The following is a 17586-nucleotide window of genomic DNA, read 5'->3' as shown; positions in this document are numbered from 1 at the left end:
CCCCGTACCTGACGGTGGGCGTCCGTTCACGTTGCCGGAACGCGTTCATCTCTCTCACGAAGTGTGTAACCGCCCATCCGTCCGGTGGCGTGTCGTATCACGCCTAAATAAACCAAAATATTCGGTAGTTGTTTTACGAGCTCGTTAGATTAATCCCATAGGAGATTTTCATCACCCTCACAGAATGTAACCCAAAATTATATTACGAAATCTTCGAAAGGTGTGGTGTGGTTGATAATGAGTAACAGTGAGGAGCGGACGAATCGTCCGAATGACGCGATATCGGATTCCCGAGGGCACGGCCGTCGAGAATTTCTTCAGACCACGAGCCTGCTCTCTCTCGGTTTGCTTCTGTCGGCCGAACCGACGCGGGGCGAAGGCCCAGGGCCAACCGCAATCCAGGCCGAGAAGCGCCGATCGAATCTGTACACGCCGGAGCGGCGAAACGCGGCGCTCGAGAACGTCCAGAACTACACCTGGGCGGCCGACCGGCGAGCGTCGGCCGTCGAAACCGCGACCGCGTACCTCGAGGCCTACGGCGGGCTGGACGGGCTGTGGCAGGCCGTTACCGGGCAATCCGTTCCTCGGAACGTGGCCCTCTCCGCGACGGCCGAGGGAGATCGCCCGCTCAACGACGCGGGCGTCTACGAGTCGTTCGACGAGGTTCCGTTCGAGGCCGAGTCGACGCGACGGCCGTGGGAACTGATCGACTCGACCCCGGGCGTCGAGCGCCAGGACGTGACGTTCGCGACCGACGAACCGTGGACCGTCGTCGAACCCTCGAGCGGCCGGGAGTTCCCGACGAACGACTTCGGGGCCTACCGCGAGAGCGGCCGCGACGACCGCGGCGTCTTCGACCCGGACCTGGCCGACAACTCGCTGCTCGTCAACGAGCGACGGCCCGACAAACCCGACGACTGGGGTGTCGACGACGGCACGGGCTGGGTCGACGAGGACGGCTACCTCGGCGTCGAAGGCGCCCGCTACCACTTCGTGGCCTACTACAATCGGGTCTACCGCTGGGAGCAACTGCTCGAGGCGCTCCGGGCATTTCGCGACGCGTACCTGTTCACCGAGGACGTGGAGTACGCGCGGGCCGGACTCGTCCTCCTGGACCGGATCGCGGACGTCTACTCCGAGATGGATCTGTCTACCCATCGCTACGACGACGGCTACGCCGGCGTCCACCAGTGGACCGGCCAGGGGAAAATCTGCGGATGTGTCCAGGAGACGATCACCATTCGCGTCCTCCTGAGCGCGTACGACGCGTTTCTCCCCGCGACGGACGACGAGGAACTGCTGGCGTTCCTGGACGAGCGGGCGACCGAGTACGAGATCGGCTCGAAAGGGACGGCCGACAACCTCCGCGAGAACGTCGAATCGAACGTCGTACAGGCGGTGCTACCCGCCGTACGGAACCACCAGATTCACTCGCCATCGGGCGGTCACCGAACGGCCCTCGCGATGGCCGGCGCCGTCCAGAACGACCCCGAGGGCTACACCGGCGACATCCTCGAGTTTCTCCTTCGACCTGGCGAGCGAACCCACCGCGACGACGGCTCGTACTGGGGCGAGTGGGGCGTCACCGGCGGCAACCTGCGCGCCGAGCTGGTCGACGCCGTCGATCGGGACGGCAATGTGCCGGGATCGCCAGCGGCCGCCGAACGGGCGTATCGGGCGCTCGAGCGAGTGACGGCCGTCCTCGAGGAGTACGAGGGAGACGACGGTTCGGCGCTGGCCGACCACCCGAAACTCGAGCTGGCGGCTGCCGGCCGACTCCCGCAGGTGCTTCGCGAAGCGTACCTGCCCAGTATCGGGGCGATGGGACGAACCGGCGTGCCGTGGCTGCCGATCGAGACTGAAGCGATGACGACCGCCCTGGAGTCGTTCGGCGACAGCCAGTTCGCGAAGGGGGCGTTCCTCGCGAACGGGTACGGCTACGACGACCTCCACGGCAGCATCTTCAGCCCGGATCCGGCGGGCACTGCGGAGGCAGTGCGCGAGGTGATCGACGCCGATGGCCCGCTGGAACTCACGAGCACGAACCAGGCGGGAACCGGGTTCGCCGCGCTCCGGGACGGCGAACACTACATCCGCGGCGGCTACCGCGTCGTCGATCAGTTCCCCTCGATGACCGTCCTCGAGCACACGACCGACTACACCGTCTACAGCAACAGCGGCACGGTCCAGTTCGAGGCGAACACGGCGGGCCAGTCGATCTCGTTCCAGTTCTCGATTCCGGTCGCCGAAACCTACGAGTTCAGCCTGAAGCCGTTCAGGTCGTCGGGGTACGGCACCTACGACGTGCTGATCGACGGAGAGCGGATCGCCGAGTACGACTTCTACGACGAGGTCACGGGCGCGAAGGAGTTCATCGTGCTCGCCGACGAGGTTGACCTCTCGAGGGGCGAGCACCGAATCACGTTCGAGAACACCGGCAAGCGACCTGCCGCCACGAACTACAAGATGGGCGTCATCGAGTGCAAGTTCCTCGACGAGCGCGCCCAGCGCGAGGAGGAACTCGAGGCGGAACGCGGGAACACCCAGCGATCGTTCGCCCTCCGGTACGGAGCGTCGACGCCGGACGGCGAGGGATCTGACCAGTCGTATCGAGACGCGTTACACCTGGACGTCCACGCCTACGGCGGCGACCTCGCTCCGGCCCCGGGCTACCCCGAGCACACCGGTTTCTGGCCGGACCCCGACTCGCCTGGTGAGTCGCCGGCGTGGCCCAGGGGCGAACACTGGACGTCGAACACGATCAGTCACAACACCGTCGTGGTCGACGAGTCACCGCAGTCGGAAACAGAGGGCGGGTCCCCGCACCACTTCAGGGAGACGGAACGAGTACGTCTCGCCGACGTCGAGTCGGCGGACGCGTACCCGACGACGAGTCAGTACCGCCGAACCACTGCGATGGTACGAATCGACGACCACCACTCGTACGCGGTCGACTTCTTCCGGGTCGTCGGTGGCGACGACCATCGCTTCAGTTTCCACGGTGCGGCCGGGTCGGCCACGGCCAGCGGGCTCGACCTCGAGGCTCAGGACAGCGGAACCTACGCCGGACCAGACATTCCCCGGCCCGCCTACGGCGAGGAATCCGACTACGACAGCGCGGCCAGCAACGGCTTCGACTACCTTGACGCCGTCGCCCGCGACGACGACCCAGCGGACCGATTCAGTGTCGACTGGGAGGTCACGGACACGCCGGGAATCGTCCAGGACGAGGGTGATGCCCACCTCCGGCTGACGATGGTCGGCGACGTCAACGAGCTCGCGCTCGCGGACGGCCGGCCGCCGCGTCACACCGGGAACCCCTGGAGCCTCCGGTACGCTCTCGCCCGACGTCGGGGATCGAATCTCGAGAGCACGTTCACCTCCGTTATCGAACCCTACCGCGGATCGCGGAGCGTCGAGTCGATCGAACCGGTGCCGGCCCACTCGGACGACGGTGTTGCGAGGGCCGTCCAGGTGACGCTGACGAACGGCCGTACCGACTACGTCGCCTACGCACCCGGCGATTCGACCTGCCGGGTCGGGGACGTGTTCCGGTTCGACGGATTCCTGGCTGTCTACTCCGAGCGCGAGGGCACCGCGGAGTCGGCGTTCCTCGAGGACGGATCGATGCTGGCGCCCGCTCGCGATGGACCGCCGCTGATTCGCGATCAACCCGACGCATTCGAAGGTCGCGTGGCGGACTTCACGCGCGAACTGTCGCGGACGAACGAGATTCAGGTCCGACTGACGTCGGAGCACCGACCCGACGACGCCGACGACCTCGTCGGCGAGTGGCTCCACGTCGAGACGGGAACAGGCGTCGAAGCGTACCGAATCGAGGGCGCGACGAGCTACCGGGGCAATCAACTCTCGCTCGATATCGGCGACGCGACGACCGTCGAGGGGTACGTCGACCCGTCGAACCCCGATGCCGGCTACGAGTACACGATCGAAATGGGCGCACCGTTGCGCATTCCGCTATCGCACACCTGGGAGCGCACCGACTGACCGTTCGAAAACAACAACGAGAACACACGAATGACACGAATTCAACCATTGACAGAAACGCACCACGACGGCTTATTCGGCGACGCACCGCTCGGCACCGACGCGACCTCCCGCGACGAAAAACATCGACCCTACGCTGAACTACAGCGGGTGCTCGACCACCTCGAGATGGCCGGACGCCCGTTCTCGAGGACGACGGTCGGGACGTCGAACCAGGGCCGAGACATCGACATGATCTCGGTCGGTCGCGGCGACACAGACATTCTGTTCGTCGGACAGCAACATGGGAACGAATCGTCCGGTTCGACGAGCCTCGTCGCGCTCTTGCACTACCTCGCGAGCGGCAAGTCCAAGGCGCACCTGGACGACGTGACCGTTCACGTCGTCCCGCGGGCGAACCCGGACGGGGCGGAGATCGAGTTCCGGGGGAACGTCGATCCGGACGCGCCGGATCCTGATACTGACGAGGGAATCTTCACGACGACTTACCAGGGTCGTGGCTGGGATCCGAACCGGTATCACTTCCCCGACTGGACCGAGAGTCGCCTCTACAAACACCATCCGGAGCAGTTCCCGGAGAATCCGGTTCCAGAAGCGCGAGCAGTAACCGAGGCCGTCGATCGCGTCGACCCCGAATTGTTCGTCGACATCCACGGACAGGGCGAGAAAACGACCGAGGACGGAGCAGCCGTCACGCACTCGGTGATGTGGCCCGTCCTGGGAGAAAAGCCGATTCCCGAGGACGGGCTCGCACTGTCCAAAAAGATGTGCGTCCAGGTCTACGATCACCTCAGCCGATTCGATCGCGTCGTCAGCCGGTATCCGGCGACGGCGGCGTATCCCGGCGTCGCACACAAGGCGTACGGATTACAGGACCGGGGGAGCATCATCTACGAAGTCGTCGAACCGAAGTCGGTCGATCAGTATCGAACTCGAACGCGCACGACGCTGCCGTCGCTCCTCTCGCTGATCGGAACGGCGGCCACCGGTGGCATTCACTATCGCGATCCCGATCGCGTCGAAGAAATTCCACACATCGGGTAAGTGTCCAGTCGGTTAGAACGGTGAACGGAACGGTGAAGCTCGTCGTTCGAGGCAATCATACGACCCGCCATCGATTCGAGCCTCTCTATGTAGCTCGAAGAGATTGACGCCGTTCTTCCGGTGTCACCACTCGGACAACGCGTCCCCTCGAGGACGACGGGCCCGTTTCAACTCGTCGAAAACGGACCCCCGGAAATATGTGTAGATTCTACGAGTTTCGACTATTACTCTGAATTCTGAGGGAATCGTTCCTTTCCGACTCGAGTCTCAAGCAAGCGAGGCGTCAGCTAAATCAGGGACTGTCATCGGCGAGTGGGGGTGTCGCTGGTCCCCAGGTCGAACGGGTAACCAATCAGATACGGTAACGGACGGATAGACTCCTGTGGACGGATTCTGGCGGTCGGTTTGGACGTACGATTCAGACCACTGTATCCTGCTTGACGCATCCAGAAATCGAACTACTTTCGGGTCGTTGGGAGGCGCCGACGAGGGTTTCATCAGTCGATTGTCGTTGGTAGTGGTGACCTCGAACGGATCGTCTCGCTCTGAAAATGAAGCGTATTATCAATCCACAATCTATCTCATGGACTCGACATGACTGGCATGCAGTTATCCGTACCCGCCAACATCGTTCCGTATCGTTCGACCGCTCGAGCGACCTCACTCGCGGGCGGTTCGAGCCAGCAACTGCTGTGCTTCGTCGCGGATCTCCGGGGTCCGCCTGTCGATCCCTTCGCCGGAGAGCACCTCGAGCGCCGTGGTCGTGAGCCACCGGTGGGACTCCGCCCGGATGACGTTCAACAGGACGAAGAGTTCCGCCCGTCGGGTTTCGGGATCCCAGATCGATCGCTGGAGTCGCGGGTCGTTCGGCGCCGACCGCGCACGCGAGAGGTTCGCCCCGACGCCGGTGTGGAGCCAGTTGGAGTACCGTTCGTAGAATACCTGAACGGCGATTTCTTGCCAGTAGGCCTCGAGCGTCGCCGCGTCGGTGGTGATCTCGGCGAGACGGTGGAGGTACGACAGGTAGTCCTCGCGATCTCGAGTTAGCCCGAGCGGGTGAACGACTCCGTCGACGGTTTCGGTCGGCACGAGTTCGACGGCGACCGGCGTCGACCCGTCGAATTCGACCTCCAGAACGAGCCCCCAGGAGGTGTTCTCCTCGTCGGTCATGCTGTCGAACAGGAAGTTACCGAGGCTGTAGAAGATCGCTCCGTCGTCGTACCGTTCCCAGCCCTGGGGGACGTGCGGGTGGTGCCCGACGACGAGGTCGGCCCCGATGTCGACGAACTCCCGCAAGAGCCCCTGTAGTTGGGGTGCCGGGAACGGGACGTACTCCACGCCGCTGTGGGCGACGACGATCACGCAGTCGTACTCGCGATCGGCCGCACGGATGGCCTCTCGAGCGCGACGATCGGAGAGCCACGCCGCTCCGTGGCCCCGTTCGTCGACGAGGTTGAACTCCTGTTCACAGACGTTGACGACCGCGACCGGCCCGTCGGGCCCGACCGCGAGCGATTCGTACGCTTCATCGGGCGTCGAGCCAACGCCCACGGTCGCGAGGTTGGCGTCGTGAAGCGCCTCGAGCGTCGTCACGACGCCCTCGGGTCCGTAGTCGCGGACGTGGTTGTTCGCGAGCGTGCAGACGTCGAAGCCGACGTTCGCTACCGTTTCGGCCGTCCCGTCCGGGTTCTCGACGCACGGCCCACTCTTGTCGATCGGCGTCGCCTTCTCGGAGACGATGGGGGCTTCGACGTTAAGGATCGAGACGTCGGCCGCGCCGATCCGTTCCCGAAGGGGCGACGACACCGTTCGATCGGCGGTCGGCCTGGCGTCCCGATTGAGCGCGCAGTCGCCGGCGACGACCATCGACCAGCGGTCACCGCCGGATTGGTCGGGACCCGTTCCGGGGTCGGGGTCGATCACCGTTTCCAGGTCGTCGCTCACGACGGTCGCGCCTTCGTCGCTCGTGTCCTTCGAGCGGTCGTCGCTCGTGCCCCTCGAGCCACCGTCACTCATTGACTTCCTCGCTTCCCTGGCCAGCGGTTTCGGGATCGATTCGGAACCGGCTCTCGAGCGATCGGACGTCCATCGGCCACCGGTTTTTTCGGCTCGACCATATACCTTTGCTCGAGCGAACGTTCAGGCCTGGTCGGCGATCCAGTCGAAGACGGCGTCCCGTCGGTCCGTGGAGAACGCCTCGGGTGACTCCCCGGACCCGCCGCCGAGACGAGCCTCGTGGTAATCGAAGCTCAACAGGTCGTCCGGTGCGCGGACCTCGAGGGCCTCGGGCACCCCGTAGAGGTCGTAGACGGACCGGGCTTCGGAGACGCATCGAAGGACGTCCGCCTGTGGGTGGGTCCAGTCGAGCGACGGGGCCACCGCGAGCGTCGGTCGGGGTGCGATCAGTCCGAGCACCTCGTGGAAGCCGAACGGGACTCGTTCGGGGTCGTCCCGGAACAGTCCGAGACGGGGTTGCAGCCCGTGCATCTGAGACAGTCGTCCGATCACCGCGTTCGCTCGTTCGGTTTCGGAATCGCTCGTCCGAAACGGCGCGAACCCGCAGACCGAGGCGACGCCGGCGATGCGCTCGTCGAGCGCCGCCGCGTACAGACCGACGGTGGCGCCGAGGGAGTATCCGAGGACGAAGATCCGGTCAGAGTCGATGCACTCGAGCCCCGAGAGCGTCTCGACGGCGGCCAGCGCGTCGTCGACCAGTTTGCCCATCTTCGACCAGTTCGGGTGGCGCTCGTAGAAGTGCTCGCCCTCCTCGATCCGGGTGCCGAAGCCAAGCTGGTCGTACGCGTACAGCGCGAACCCGCGGTCGGTGGCTCCCTCGATCGGGACCTGTCCGCGTCCGCCCGCCCCGTAGCCGGTGTTGTAGGCGTAGGGGTGCAGCCAGACGATGGCGGGCAACTGTTCGTCCGGGCGGTCACTATCGGCCGATTGCGGATAGTAGAGGTCGCCCTCGACGCGTTCGCCGTAGGTGCGCGACGGTGACAGCCACCGTTTCTCGACGCCATCCGGCGGGTCGGGTCGACCGATGACGTCCGCGAGGTAGTCCGGTTTCCCGCCTCGACCCGCCTCCTCGAGCGAGGACGCCGGCGAGTTCGACGCGCGCGGCGGTCGCTCGCCGAAGCTCCAGCGGAGACGGTCCCGGACAGCCGGTTTTCGATCGGTCCACTCCTCGATCGACTCGGCCCGGTTACCGTCGTCGTCTACCAGGGGGTCATCGAGCCCGCGCTCGGGGAATTCGCCGACGTCGACGTCCTCGGCAGCCGTCCGACGCCACTCCTCGAACGAAAAGTCGTGGTAGAGCCGCGTCGGATCGTCGTACTCGCCGCGTCCGAACGCGTCGTCGAAGAAGTCCAGGATCTGGTGAACGTCTCGGGTGGTCCTGGCGTGACGACCCTGGCGATACTGCAGGGCGAGTCGGTCGTCACCCTCCAGGAGGTCGTAGACGGAGTTGGCGGATCGGTACACCTGCGCGACGGCCCACGCGCTCGTCGTCCGCTCGTTCAGCGCCGTGTGGAGCAGACAGGCCCGTGGCGCAACGAGCGAGACGAGGTGGTTGGCGTCGACGGGGAGGCGATTCTCCCGGCCCACGAAGAAGCGCCAGCGCGGGTGGAACCAGCTGCGCCGAAGGCGCGCGTGGACCGACATGTCGCCGGCGTAGCAGTCGTCTCTATCGAACCGCGCCGGGACGACGGCGCCGCTCCCGGCGCTACAGGGGGCGACCGCGTCGATTCGCTCGTCGAACGCCGCGGCGATCAGCGACTGCTTGCCGTTTCGCGAGGCGCCCGTGATCGCGATTCGATCGTCGTCGGCCTCGGGCACCATCTCGAGGTAATCGACGACGCGATGGGCGGCCCACGCCCGCCGAGCGAGCAACTGGAAGTCGTAGTCGGGGTAGTACTCCCCGTAGTCGGCCGCGTCGTCCCGGGCGTCGGCCGCCGCGTAGACGACGGCCGCGTAGCCCCGCTGGAGGGCGAGCAGCGCCCACTTGCGGTGGTTCCACTGGGTCATGAACACCGGAAACGTCCCCGTCCCGTCCGGAACCATGAGTTCGAGGTCGAGCGTCAGGTTGTGGTCCGGACCGAATTCGAGTCGGACGTCGCGTATCGTCGCTCCCTCTACCGTTCGAGAGTCGAGTTCGCTCGCCCGAACGTTTCCCGGCGCGGGGGGCATCCGTCCGTAGAGCCAGTACTCGAGCTGGTGTTTGTATCGCTCACGTTGCTGTTCCCACTCCTCGCTGGTCGTGACCTCGGCCTGGCGTTCCCCTCCGAGTCCGTACTGAACGAGGGGGTCGGGAAGCTCGGCGAGTGCCGGCAACCGCTCGAAGTCGGGCGGAAGTTCGCCCGTTCGTTCCTGCCACGCAAGCCAGCTGTCGTCCCGGTGAGAGAGGCGCGGGTCGGAGCCGTACTCGTCGGCCTGGGGCGCGAGTAGGGGGCGCAGTTCCTCGAGGTAGTCCCGTCGCCGCTGTCTCTCCGCGGCGGACGATGGCTGCCCGTGAATCCGTTCGGGGTGGAGTGGATAGTCGTCGGAAGGTGTGTCGGCTGGCATGGTGTCGTCTGGGTTCGATGGGTACTGGTCGGGCTCGAGACTAAAGTCATTGGGTCGGTTGGGTCGACGTCCTCGGACTGACGTCCTCAGATCAGTGTCCGTAGCCCGACGTCCTCGAGTCGAGGTATTCGGATCGGTGTTCGCGGCTCGACGCACTCGCCCATTCGAACTCGGTGGACGTCCCCGTCTATCTCACTGGACCTGATGCGCCGGTCTCCATCTATTGAACCTATTGCACCTATTGCACCGTTCTCGAGCCGCCTACCCGCTCGCCTAGCGCCTGCGCGTGCTGTAGGATCCGATCCTCGGCGTTCGGGTCGAGTGGCCCCGAAAACGTCGACCGACGGATCGCCCCCTCGCTCTCGTAGCCACCCTCGGCTCTCACTCTGGCCGTCGGCACGTACGTGAACTCGTCGTTCGCGTACCCGGCTACCCATACCGGTCCCTCGAGGCGATCCTTCAATTGAATCCCGTACTCGACGAGAACTTCGCCGCCGAGGGCTACCAGCGTGAGATCGCCGCCGAAGCCGAACGCCTGTATCGGATACGGGTGTTCAGTTCGAATCGTGCCGGTCTCGTCGAGTTCGTCGAGGAGCGCCTCCGCGCGGACGCGTAGGTGTCGCACGTCGCCTCGCCGCATCGCCTCGAGTTCGTCCCTGCTCGGCGGGTCCTCGAACTCGAGTTCACAGTTCTCGAAGCCGGTTCTGAGCGGCCCTCGAACCGGCCGTCTCCGGGATTCGATCGCCGCGCGGACGGTCGTGGCCATCGTGCGGCCGTGGTGTTTCGCTAAGTCGACGTCACCGCGTGGATACGGATTCTGGTCGCCGGCACAGCCCAGGAGACAGAGTACGGTGGCTCCCGAATAGCGCTCCTCGAGATATCGGCGGGCGAACCCGGCCCAATCGCCGCAGTACTTCGTGAAAGAGAGGGTCGTCGTGTGACACGCATAGCCGAACACGATGGCCGAGGGCGTCGCTCCGTCGGTTGGGTTGCCCCCTCTGTCAGTCCTATCGAGCCCGTCGTCGGGTTCGACGACGAGAACCGGAGCCTCGTGATCGACCGGCGCGTCGGGGTTTTGCTCGTGGGCGATCCCGTCCTCGACCGGCAGTCGTCGACTCATCGCGAACCCACACCGGGCGTGGCTGTAGCTGATCCGTACTGGCGCTCGACCGTCGAGGGCCTCCCCGATCACGGCGACCAGTTCGTCCTCGAGTCGCTCGCGATAGTCGGCCGCGTTCATTCGATACCGCTCGACGTCGTCGGCGTACATTCGCACCTTGAAATCCCGGAATTCCGGTCCGCAGTGGGTGTGCGTCGCCGCGAGCACGATGGAATCGGGATCGATACCGTATTTCGCCTCACAGCGGTGCGTGACGGCGTCCCGGATCGCTCTCGGGACGAACAATACGTCGGCGGAGACGATGGCCGCGATCGTTCCCGACTCGTCCTCGAGCGCGAGCGCCGTCGCCTCGAGGTCGTGCTCGACGCCCGTGGCGGGGTCGTCGCGCTTTGCGAAGCCCGCCATCCACATCGGTTGCTCGGGCGTAATGACGCGAGTGGCGGTGCCGGCTTGCCACCCGTAACTGCTCGAAGACGTATCGCGTGCGTCCCGTGGCATCGAAGATCGGTTGTCGGTTGGTTCCGATCCCATATGGGTGTGGCGGCGTTTCGTGCTCGGAGCGCTCTAGCCGCTACGTTGTCTGCGTCGAGGCACCCTGCTGCTCGAAGATCGACACGATCTCCTCGGCAAATTCGACTGCCCGCTCCGGCAGTCCGTACTTCTCCTCGGAGCGATCGATCGCCCGCATCTTTTCGACGAACTCACGCCGGTGGTCGAGGTCGACGATGGTCTCACGGACGTCGAACGTCACCCTTCCGTCCTCGTCGGTCTCGAGCCACGTCTGGGTTCGTTGCTTCTCGTCGTAGGTGATCGTGTACGTCTCGTTGCCGATCACGTCCACGATGGTATCGAGGTCACCGATCTCGAGGTCCCCCCCGTCGGTCTCGAGGTAGACCGTGCCGCCCTCGACGCGCGTTTCGTAGCGTTTCATACGTTGGCGTAGCGTGGGTCACGCAAAAGTACGTTTGGGTCGCCAGGCCGTATGATCGATCTTCTTTTGGATCTCTAATTAGGCGACCGATCTCCTACCACTCTGGTCAGCCGGTGACGTACTCGAGCAGTGCCTCCCAGAGGGTGGGAAGGCCGTCCCACTCCAGAAAGGCCGGCGGCGCCCAGTGGGGCGCACAGTCGGTGGTGAACGCGAACGATCGTCCGTCCCCGTACGAGCCGACGGCGACCAGGGGATCGTCGCCGACCCTCGCCCAGACGTCTGCGTCGGCGTCGGCGACGACCCGGTTGTAGCCGAGAACGGCAGGCCACTCGTCGTCGAGGTCCGCTCCTGGAACCCCTTCGTTCGTCGGTCGAACGCCGGCCGGCGCCTCCACCCGGTCGTCGCCGGGACCGATCGAGACCGGCAGGACGTCGGCGAGCGCGGTGCGGTCGTACCGCGCCTGGCCGTTGACGCCCCCGAAACTCATGTAACCGCCGATCATCCCCAGTGCGCCGCCGTCTTCGACGTACGACGCCAGGAGTTCACAACGGTCGACGTCGGCCTCGCCCCGCCGGACCTGCGGCGTAAGCTGGAGGGTGTCCGCGCCGATGTCGCTCAGGATTACAAGGTCGTACGCCTCGAGGTCGGCCCGCGTGCGAGGGAACTCGCGGGTCGCGACGTGACAGGGCTGATAGGTCACCGACGCGCCCGCGACCTCGAGGGCCGCCACGAGGTGATCCGGCGCTTCGTCGTACGACGCCCCGGTGAGGACGTCCTGTCCCTTGATCTCGAAGGTGAGCAGTTGCCAGGACTCACCAGCGAGGAGTACGTTCGTCATGGGTCGCTCGATACGAGGGAGCGTCCGGGTATCAAGCCACCGGTCGTTGGTCGTCGACCACCAACGTTAGTCACTGGCCGTCGAAGTCGGTCACCGACCATCGACGTCGGTCCTGGTCGAGTCGTTTCCGATCGTCAAACACCTATTCCTCTCTCCCCGTCCGAGACGCCGACCCGATCCTGCCCGTCTGGTCCGGCTACAACGGCGACGGGACGGTCGCCTGGGAGGGTGATACACGAATGACCAAACTACGGTGTGGGCACCTGAAACGGTTCGAATCACCTCGAATTGGGCTCAGGTTCGCAGACGAACCGACGAAGTCGACGGTGCTGACGAACGAGTACCTCAGAGGGACGGTACGTTCGAAGAGTTCCGGCCACTGTTTTACATAACAAAACAGAGAGTGTGAAATAGTCACAGGCTGTTACAGACGTATGAGAGTCACGTTATGGTTCTCTGTGGCAGTCATTACCGATATAATGGCGAAATACGGCAGTAACGACGTTCGTTCTCGAGCGTGAATGGCTGTTTACGTGTGCAAAACGATTTCCGGTTTGTCCACGTTCGCTGTTTGGTCGTAACGGCGTCTTCGACCGCTCTGGCTCGAGTACGGTACTATCGCGACCGGCACCCTCCATCATCCGTGGTAAAGTGTGTTCGAATTTGGATTCCCGAAACACCCGTCCATCGAGTCGTGACACGTCTCTCACCACAACGTACATTACAACTTGCCACCATGAACCGAGTGATAACGATGCAGCTATGCGAATCGGATCTTCCGCAGGTGAGCCTGACGTGATCCCTCATGGTCCCCGAACCGGACACGTCACTGGACCGTGCGAATCGAATACCGTCGCCAGGCAGACAGCAATGCCGACAATCCTCGTCCGCTACCGGTGGCGAACGACTCGGTGCAACAGGAACGAGGGCCGTCATCGCATCGGTCACACGTTCGACCGAACTGGCGACGGCCTGGAGGCAACGAAATGACGGACCGAGCCGTCGGCTACGTCGGCCTCGATCACCACCACGCAGAGCCCTATCTGCAGACCCTCGACGCCCTACAGGCGAAGGCGACGGTGACGTGCGCGTGCGAACCGAATCCGGCTTTCGATCTGTCCACCGTCGACTCCCTCGGCGACGTCCCCATCTACGACTCGCTCGAGGCACTACTGTCAGCCGAGTCGGTCGATACTGTCTTCCTCACGCTGCCGAACCGCGATACGCCCGACGCCATCGAACGGGCACTCGACGCCGGAGTCGACGTCTACACGGAGAAGCCAGCAGCCCGCCAGGTCGCCGACCTCGAGCTCGTGCTCGAGCGAGCCGCCACTGCCGACGAAACTGTCTGCGTGTCGTATCCGTGGCAATCGCACCCGATCACTCGAGACCTTCGTGGACTGGTCGAGGACAGCTTCTTCGGCGACGTCCGCGCGTTCGAGGCGCGCTACGTCGCCTCCCAGCTGTCGTTCCGGGACACCGACCACTTCATCTTCGACGAGGACGCGAGTCGCGGTGGCATCCTCCAGTGGCTCGGCATCCACTGGCTCCAGCTGATCGACTCCCTCCTCGAGGAACCCATCGTACGCGTCAACGCGAACATGGTATCAGGTACCGAGGGGATCACTGTCGAGGACGTCGCGACGCTCCAGCTCGAGACGGCCGGGGGTGCGATCGGCACGCTCCACTGCGGCTACCATCTCGGCGAGGGCGTCTACGACACCAGAATCGACCTGTACGGAAGCGACGGTCGGAGTAGCTGGGATCCGATGGGACGGAAGTTCGGGTTCGAGGGCGAGACGACGCTCGAACTCGACGACACGAGCGGCGAGTGGGCGTGTACGCCCCACCGGAGGATCACCCACGAGTACGACCCGACCCCGGGCTACGGCGGATCGTGGGGGAAGGACTTCGTCGAGGAATTCTTCGAGGCCTGCGACGGAAAGGGCGACCCACCAGTCACGCTCGAGGACGCCGTTGCAGTTCTTCGCATTCTCGACGCCGCCTACGATTCCGCGGAGACGGGCGAGTGGGTCGACGTCGATACCGACGCGTCCGCGACGTAGCCGTCCTCGAGGCCACCGGCACGCTTATAGGACGGTCGCCGGAACTACGACCCGTCACACCATGAGCGACTACACGGTTGGAATCGTCGGAACCGGGCCACACCCCGAGGACTCGGATCACGACGGCTACTCAATGGGTCACCGTCACGCACGGAGTTTTCGACGGGCCGACGGTTGTCGGGTGGCCGCCTGCGTGGATATCGTGGCCGATCACGCAGCCGCGTTCGGGGACGAGTTCGGTCTCGACGACGACCAGGTCTTCACGGACGTCCAGGCGATGCTCGATGGGGCAACCCCCGACGTCGTCAGTATCTGCACCCCACCGTCGACGCACGGGGAGCTGGTCGAAACGTGTGCCCGCCACGAGTCGGTGCAGGCGGTCCACTGCGAGAAGCCGATGGCCGAGACGGTCGGGGAGAGCCGGCGTCTCGTCGAGGTCTGTGAAGACGCTGACGTCCAGTTGACGATCAACCTCCAGAACCGGTGCAGCGACGCCGCTGGCGAGATCAAGCGGGTCATCGAAAACGGGGCGATCGGCGACCTCGAGCGCGTCGAGATCGGTCGCCAGGACCTGCTCCAGACGGGGCTTCACCACATCGACCTCGCGAACTACGTCCTCGGCGACGAATCGGTGGCGTGGGTGCTCGGGCAGATCAACTACCCGGACGAGCACGTCTGGTACACGAACATGCCGTCCGAACGCCAGGGACTCGGCATGTGGGCGTACGAATCCGGCGTTCACGCACTCTGCTCGACGGGTGCGGGTGCCGAGGCCGTCGGCCACCACACCAATCGCTTCGTCGGGACCGATGGCGAGATCGAGTTCCAACTCGGCGACGAGTATCGCATCCGAACCGACGGCGAGTGGCGGACCGTCGAGGTCGGCGGCGACGCCGCCCAGGACGCGGCCATCGTGACGCTCCTCGAGGCCCTCGAGACCGGCGAGGAGCCGATCATCAGTGGCCGACGAGCGCTCGGATCGACGGAGCTCGTCTTCGGTATCTGGGAGTCGGCGCGCAAACGGGGGCGCGTCAGCCTCCCGCTGGAAATCGAGGACAATCCGCTGGCTGCGCTCATCGAGTCGGGGGAGTTGCCGCCGGACGAGTGAGTGAGTCGAGCAAGTGAGCGACTTGAGTGAGTCGAGCGAGCGATGGCGAACGGTACCCCTCGAGAATCGATAGCCGCGAGGCGACACACCAGCGACCGACCGCGTACCCTGCCGCTCCCCCTATCTCTTTGGTGGCGGGGTCACAGTACCCACACATGGAGTACCGACGACTGGGCTCGACCGGGCTGACGGTGTCGCCGCTGTGTCTTGGCACCTGGCGGTTCGGCAAGGAGTCGAACGGGACGCTCGAGACGGACCGCGAAACCGCACACGACCTGCTGGATGCGGCCTGGGAGCAGGGGATCAACTTCGTCGACACGGCCAACAGCTACGGCGGCGGGCGAAGCGAACGCTGGATCGGCGAGTGGCTCGCCGACCACGACCGCGAGGACGTCGTGATCGCCAGCAAAGTCTGGTGGCGAACGCGCGGCGTGCCCGAGACGAGCCTCTCGCGAAAGTCGATCCGCTCGGAGATCCAGGACACGCTCGAGCGACTCGACACGGACTACCTCGACGTCTACTACATCCATCGATTCGACGACGGGACGCCCCTCCGGGAGACGCTGCGAACTCTCGACGACCTCGTCCGGGAGGGCACCGTCCGCTACCTCGGGGCGTCTGCAGGTGCGGCCTGGAAGCTGACGAAGGCGCTCTGGCAGAGCGACCGCGAGGACCTCGAGCGCTTCGAGATTACCCAGCCGCGATTCAACGCCGCCTACCGGGACGAGGTCGCCGAGTACCTCGACGTCTGTGCCGACCAGGGCCTGGCGGTCTGTCCGTACTCGCCCCTCGAGGGCGGTTTCCTCACGGGGAAGTACGACCGCGACAGCGAGGTGCCCGCCGGATCGCGGGGCGACCTGGACGGGTGGAACGACCGGTTCGACGAGCGGCAGTGGCGCGTCCTCGAGGCCGTCCGGTCGGTCGCGACCGAGACCGAGGCGACGCCCGCGCAGGTCGCCCTCCGGTGGTGTATGGATCGCGACCGATTCACCTGCGTCCCCATCGTCGGTGCCCGGACGGTCGGCCAACTCGAGGAGAACGCGGGGGCGATGGACCTGTCGGTGACCGACGACCAGCTGGAGCGTATCACGGACGCCTACGTTAACGTGGAGGGAGAGCGATGACGATCCGCGTCGGCCTGTGTACAATCTCCGCCAAGGAGCGCCCCCTCGAGGAGATCCTCGAGCTGGCCAGCAACGCCGGGTACGACGGCGTCGAACTCTGGGGCCGCGATCACGTCGGTGACGGCTCCGAGGCGACCTGCGAGCGGATCAACGAGGCGGCGAGCGCTCGCGGCCTCGAGATTGCCTCCTACGGCTCGTACCTGCGCTGTGGCAGCGACGACTTCGCCGACGACCTCGAGCACGAACTCGCGGTGACGGATCGCCTCGACACGGATATCATCCGGGTCTGGGCGGGCAGCCAGGAATACGGTGATCACGACGAGGACCACTGGGATCGAGTCGTCGCCGACCTCGAGCGACTGACCGAACGGGCCGCCGACTACGACATCGAGATCACCGTCGAGAAGCACAACAACACGGTCACGCACACCCGTGAGGGTGCCAGACGGCTGATCGAAGCGATCGACGACGAGCGCTGTCGCCTGAACTACCAGCCAGGCTTTTCGATTCCAGCACCCGAACTCGAGCGCGAGGCCCGGGAACTCGCGCCGCTCTCGAATCAGCTCCACCTCCAGACGACGCGCGAGCGAACCGAACGCGCTCGCGCCCCGCTTGCGGAGGCGTACTACGACCTCGAGGCGATCCTGGAGCCGTTCCTCGAGGGTGGATTCGACGGCTTCGCGAACGTGGAGTTCGTGACCGACGAACGTCCCTACCGGGAGGCGATCGAGGCCGACCTCGAGACTATCCGATCGATCGTCTCGACGGGACGGTAACGTATTTCCCC

At 65.0% G+C, this 17586-nt stretch carries 11 protein-coding genes; 6 read left to right on the top strand and 5 right to left on the bottom strand.

The window, feature by feature from the left end; genetic code table 11:
- Nucleotides 1–345 precede the first annotated feature (345 nt).
- Complete coding sequence (locus tag ACFQS4_RS11465; protein ID WP_497901638.1) at nt 346–4008, top strand: carbohydrate-binding protein; 3663 nt, start codon at nt 346–348, stop codon at nt 4006–4008.
- 30 nt (nt 4009–4038) lie between these two features.
- Nucleotides 4039–5052: a M14 family zinc carboxypeptidase gene (locus ACFQS4_RS11460; RefSeq protein ID WP_497901637.1), complete on the top strand. Its 1014-nt coding sequence runs from the start codon at nt 4039–4041 to the stop codon at nt 5050–5052.
- Between the two features lie 660 nt (nt 5053–5712).
- Here ACFQS4_RS11460 and ACFQS4_RS11455 read toward each other — a convergent pair.
- The 5 genes from ACFQS4_RS11455 to ACFQS4_RS11435 all read right to left on the bottom strand — a co-directional run bounded on the left by ACFQS4_RS11455 (nt 5713) and on the right by ACFQS4_RS11435 (nt 12501).
- Entirely contained in the window at nt 5713–7068 is a 1356-nt protein-coding gene (locus tag ACFQS4_RS11455) for a CapA family protein (RefSeq protein WP_497901636.1), read from the bottom strand.
- 123 nt (nt 7069–7191) lie between these two features.
- Nucleotides 7192–9612, bottom strand: coding sequence for an alpha/beta hydrolase (locus tag ACFQS4_RS11450; RefSeq protein ID WP_497901635.1), 2421 nt, complete (start codon nt 9610–9612; stop codon nt 7192–7194).
- 238 nt (nt 9613–9850) lie between these two features.
- Entirely contained in the window at nt 9851–11230 is a 1380-nt protein-coding gene (locus ACFQS4_RS11445) for a neutral/alkaline non-lysosomal ceramidase N-terminal domain-containing protein (RefSeq protein WP_497901634.1), read from the bottom strand.
- A gap of 73 nt (nt 11231–11303) precedes the next feature.
- The gene (locus ACFQS4_RS11440) at nt 11304–11663 is read right to left on the bottom strand and encodes a hypothetical protein (protein ID WP_497901633.1); all 360 of its coding nucleotides are present in this window, start codon (nt 11661–11663) and stop codon (nt 11304–11306) included.
- A 106-nt stretch (nt 11664–11769) separates the two neighbouring features.
- Nucleotides 11770–12501, bottom strand: coding sequence for a glutamine amidotransferase (locus ACFQS4_RS11435; RefSeq protein WP_497901632.1), 732 nt, complete (start codon nt 12499–12501; stop codon nt 11770–11772).
- 986 nt (nt 12502–13487) lie between these two features.
- Between ACFQS4_RS11435 and ACFQS4_RS11430 the strand changes: the two genes are divergently transcribed.
- From ACFQS4_RS11430 to ACFQS4_RS11415, 4 genes are all read left to right on the top strand, one after another.
- Nucleotides 13488–14567, top strand: coding sequence for a Gfo/Idh/MocA family protein (locus tag ACFQS4_RS11430; protein ID WP_497901631.1), 1080 nt, complete (start codon nt 13488–13490; stop codon nt 14565–14567).
- 61 nt (nt 14568–14628) lie between these two features.
- The gene (locus ACFQS4_RS11425) at nt 14629–15675 is read left to right on the top strand and encodes a Gfo/Idh/MocA family protein (RefSeq protein WP_497901630.1); all 1047 of its coding nucleotides are present in this window, start codon (nt 14629–14631) and stop codon (nt 15673–15675) included.
- A gap of 155 nt (nt 15676–15830) precedes the next feature.
- A complete protein-coding gene (locus ACFQS4_RS11420; RefSeq protein WP_497901629.1) occupies nt 15831–16799 on the top strand; it encodes an aldo/keto reductase in 969 nt (322 codons plus the stop codon).
- Nucleotides 16796–17575, top strand: a complete 780-nt coding sequence (locus ACFQS4_RS11415; protein ID WP_497901628.1) for a sugar phosphate isomerase/epimerase family protein — start codon at nt 16796–16798, stop codon at nt 17573–17575. Before ACFQS4_RS11420 ends, ACFQS4_RS11415 begins: the two co-directional genes overlap by 4 nt.
- The last annotated feature ends 11 nt before the right edge of the window (nt 17576–17586 follow it).

This window comes from Saliphagus sp. GCM10025317, from assembly GCF_042663665.1.
GTDB lineage: Archaea > Halobacteriota > Halobacteria > Halobacteriales > Natrialbaceae > Natronosalvus.
Note: the sequence above shows the minus strand (reverse complement) of the source record. Positions and strands in the feature narration are given on the sequence as shown.

Coding starts and splice junctions, on each gene's coding strand:
- ACFQS4_RS11460 (WP_497901637.1), top strand. CDS start 4,039: ATGACACGAATTCAACCATTGACAGAAACGCACCACGACGGCTTATTC.
- ACFQS4_RS11455 (WP_497901636.1), bottom strand. CDS start 7,068: ATGAGTGACGGTGGCTCGAGGGGCACGAGCGACGACCGCTCGAAGGAC.
- ACFQS4_RS11450 (WP_497901635.1), bottom strand. CDS start 9,612: ATGCCAGCCGACACACCTTCCGACGACTATCCACTCCACCCCGAACGG.
- ACFQS4_RS11445 (WP_497901634.1), bottom strand. CDS start 11,230: ATGCCACGGGACGCACGCGATACGTCTTCGAGCAGTTACGGGTGGCAA.
- ACFQS4_RS11440 (WP_497901633.1), bottom strand. CDS start 11,663: ATGAAACGCTACGAAACGCGCGTCGAGGGCGGCACGGTCTACCTCGAG.
- ACFQS4_RS11435 (WP_497901632.1), bottom strand. CDS start 12,501: ATGACGAACGTACTCCTCGCTGGTGAGTCCTGGCAACTGCTCACCTTC.
- ACFQS4_RS11430 (WP_497901631.1), top strand. CDS start 13,488: ATGACGGACCGAGCCGTCGGCTACGTCGGCCTCGATCACCACCACGCA.
- ACFQS4_RS11425 (WP_497901630.1), top strand. CDS start 14,629: ATGAGCGACTACACGGTTGGAATCGTCGGAACCGGGCCACACCCCGAG.
- ACFQS4_RS11420 (WP_497901629.1), top strand. CDS start 15,831: ATGGAGTACCGACGACTGGGCTCGACCGGGCTGACGGTGTCGCCGCTG.
- ACFQS4_RS11415 (WP_497901628.1), top strand. CDS start 16,796: ATGACGATCCGCGTCGGCCTGTGTACAATCTCCGCCAAGGAGCGCCCC.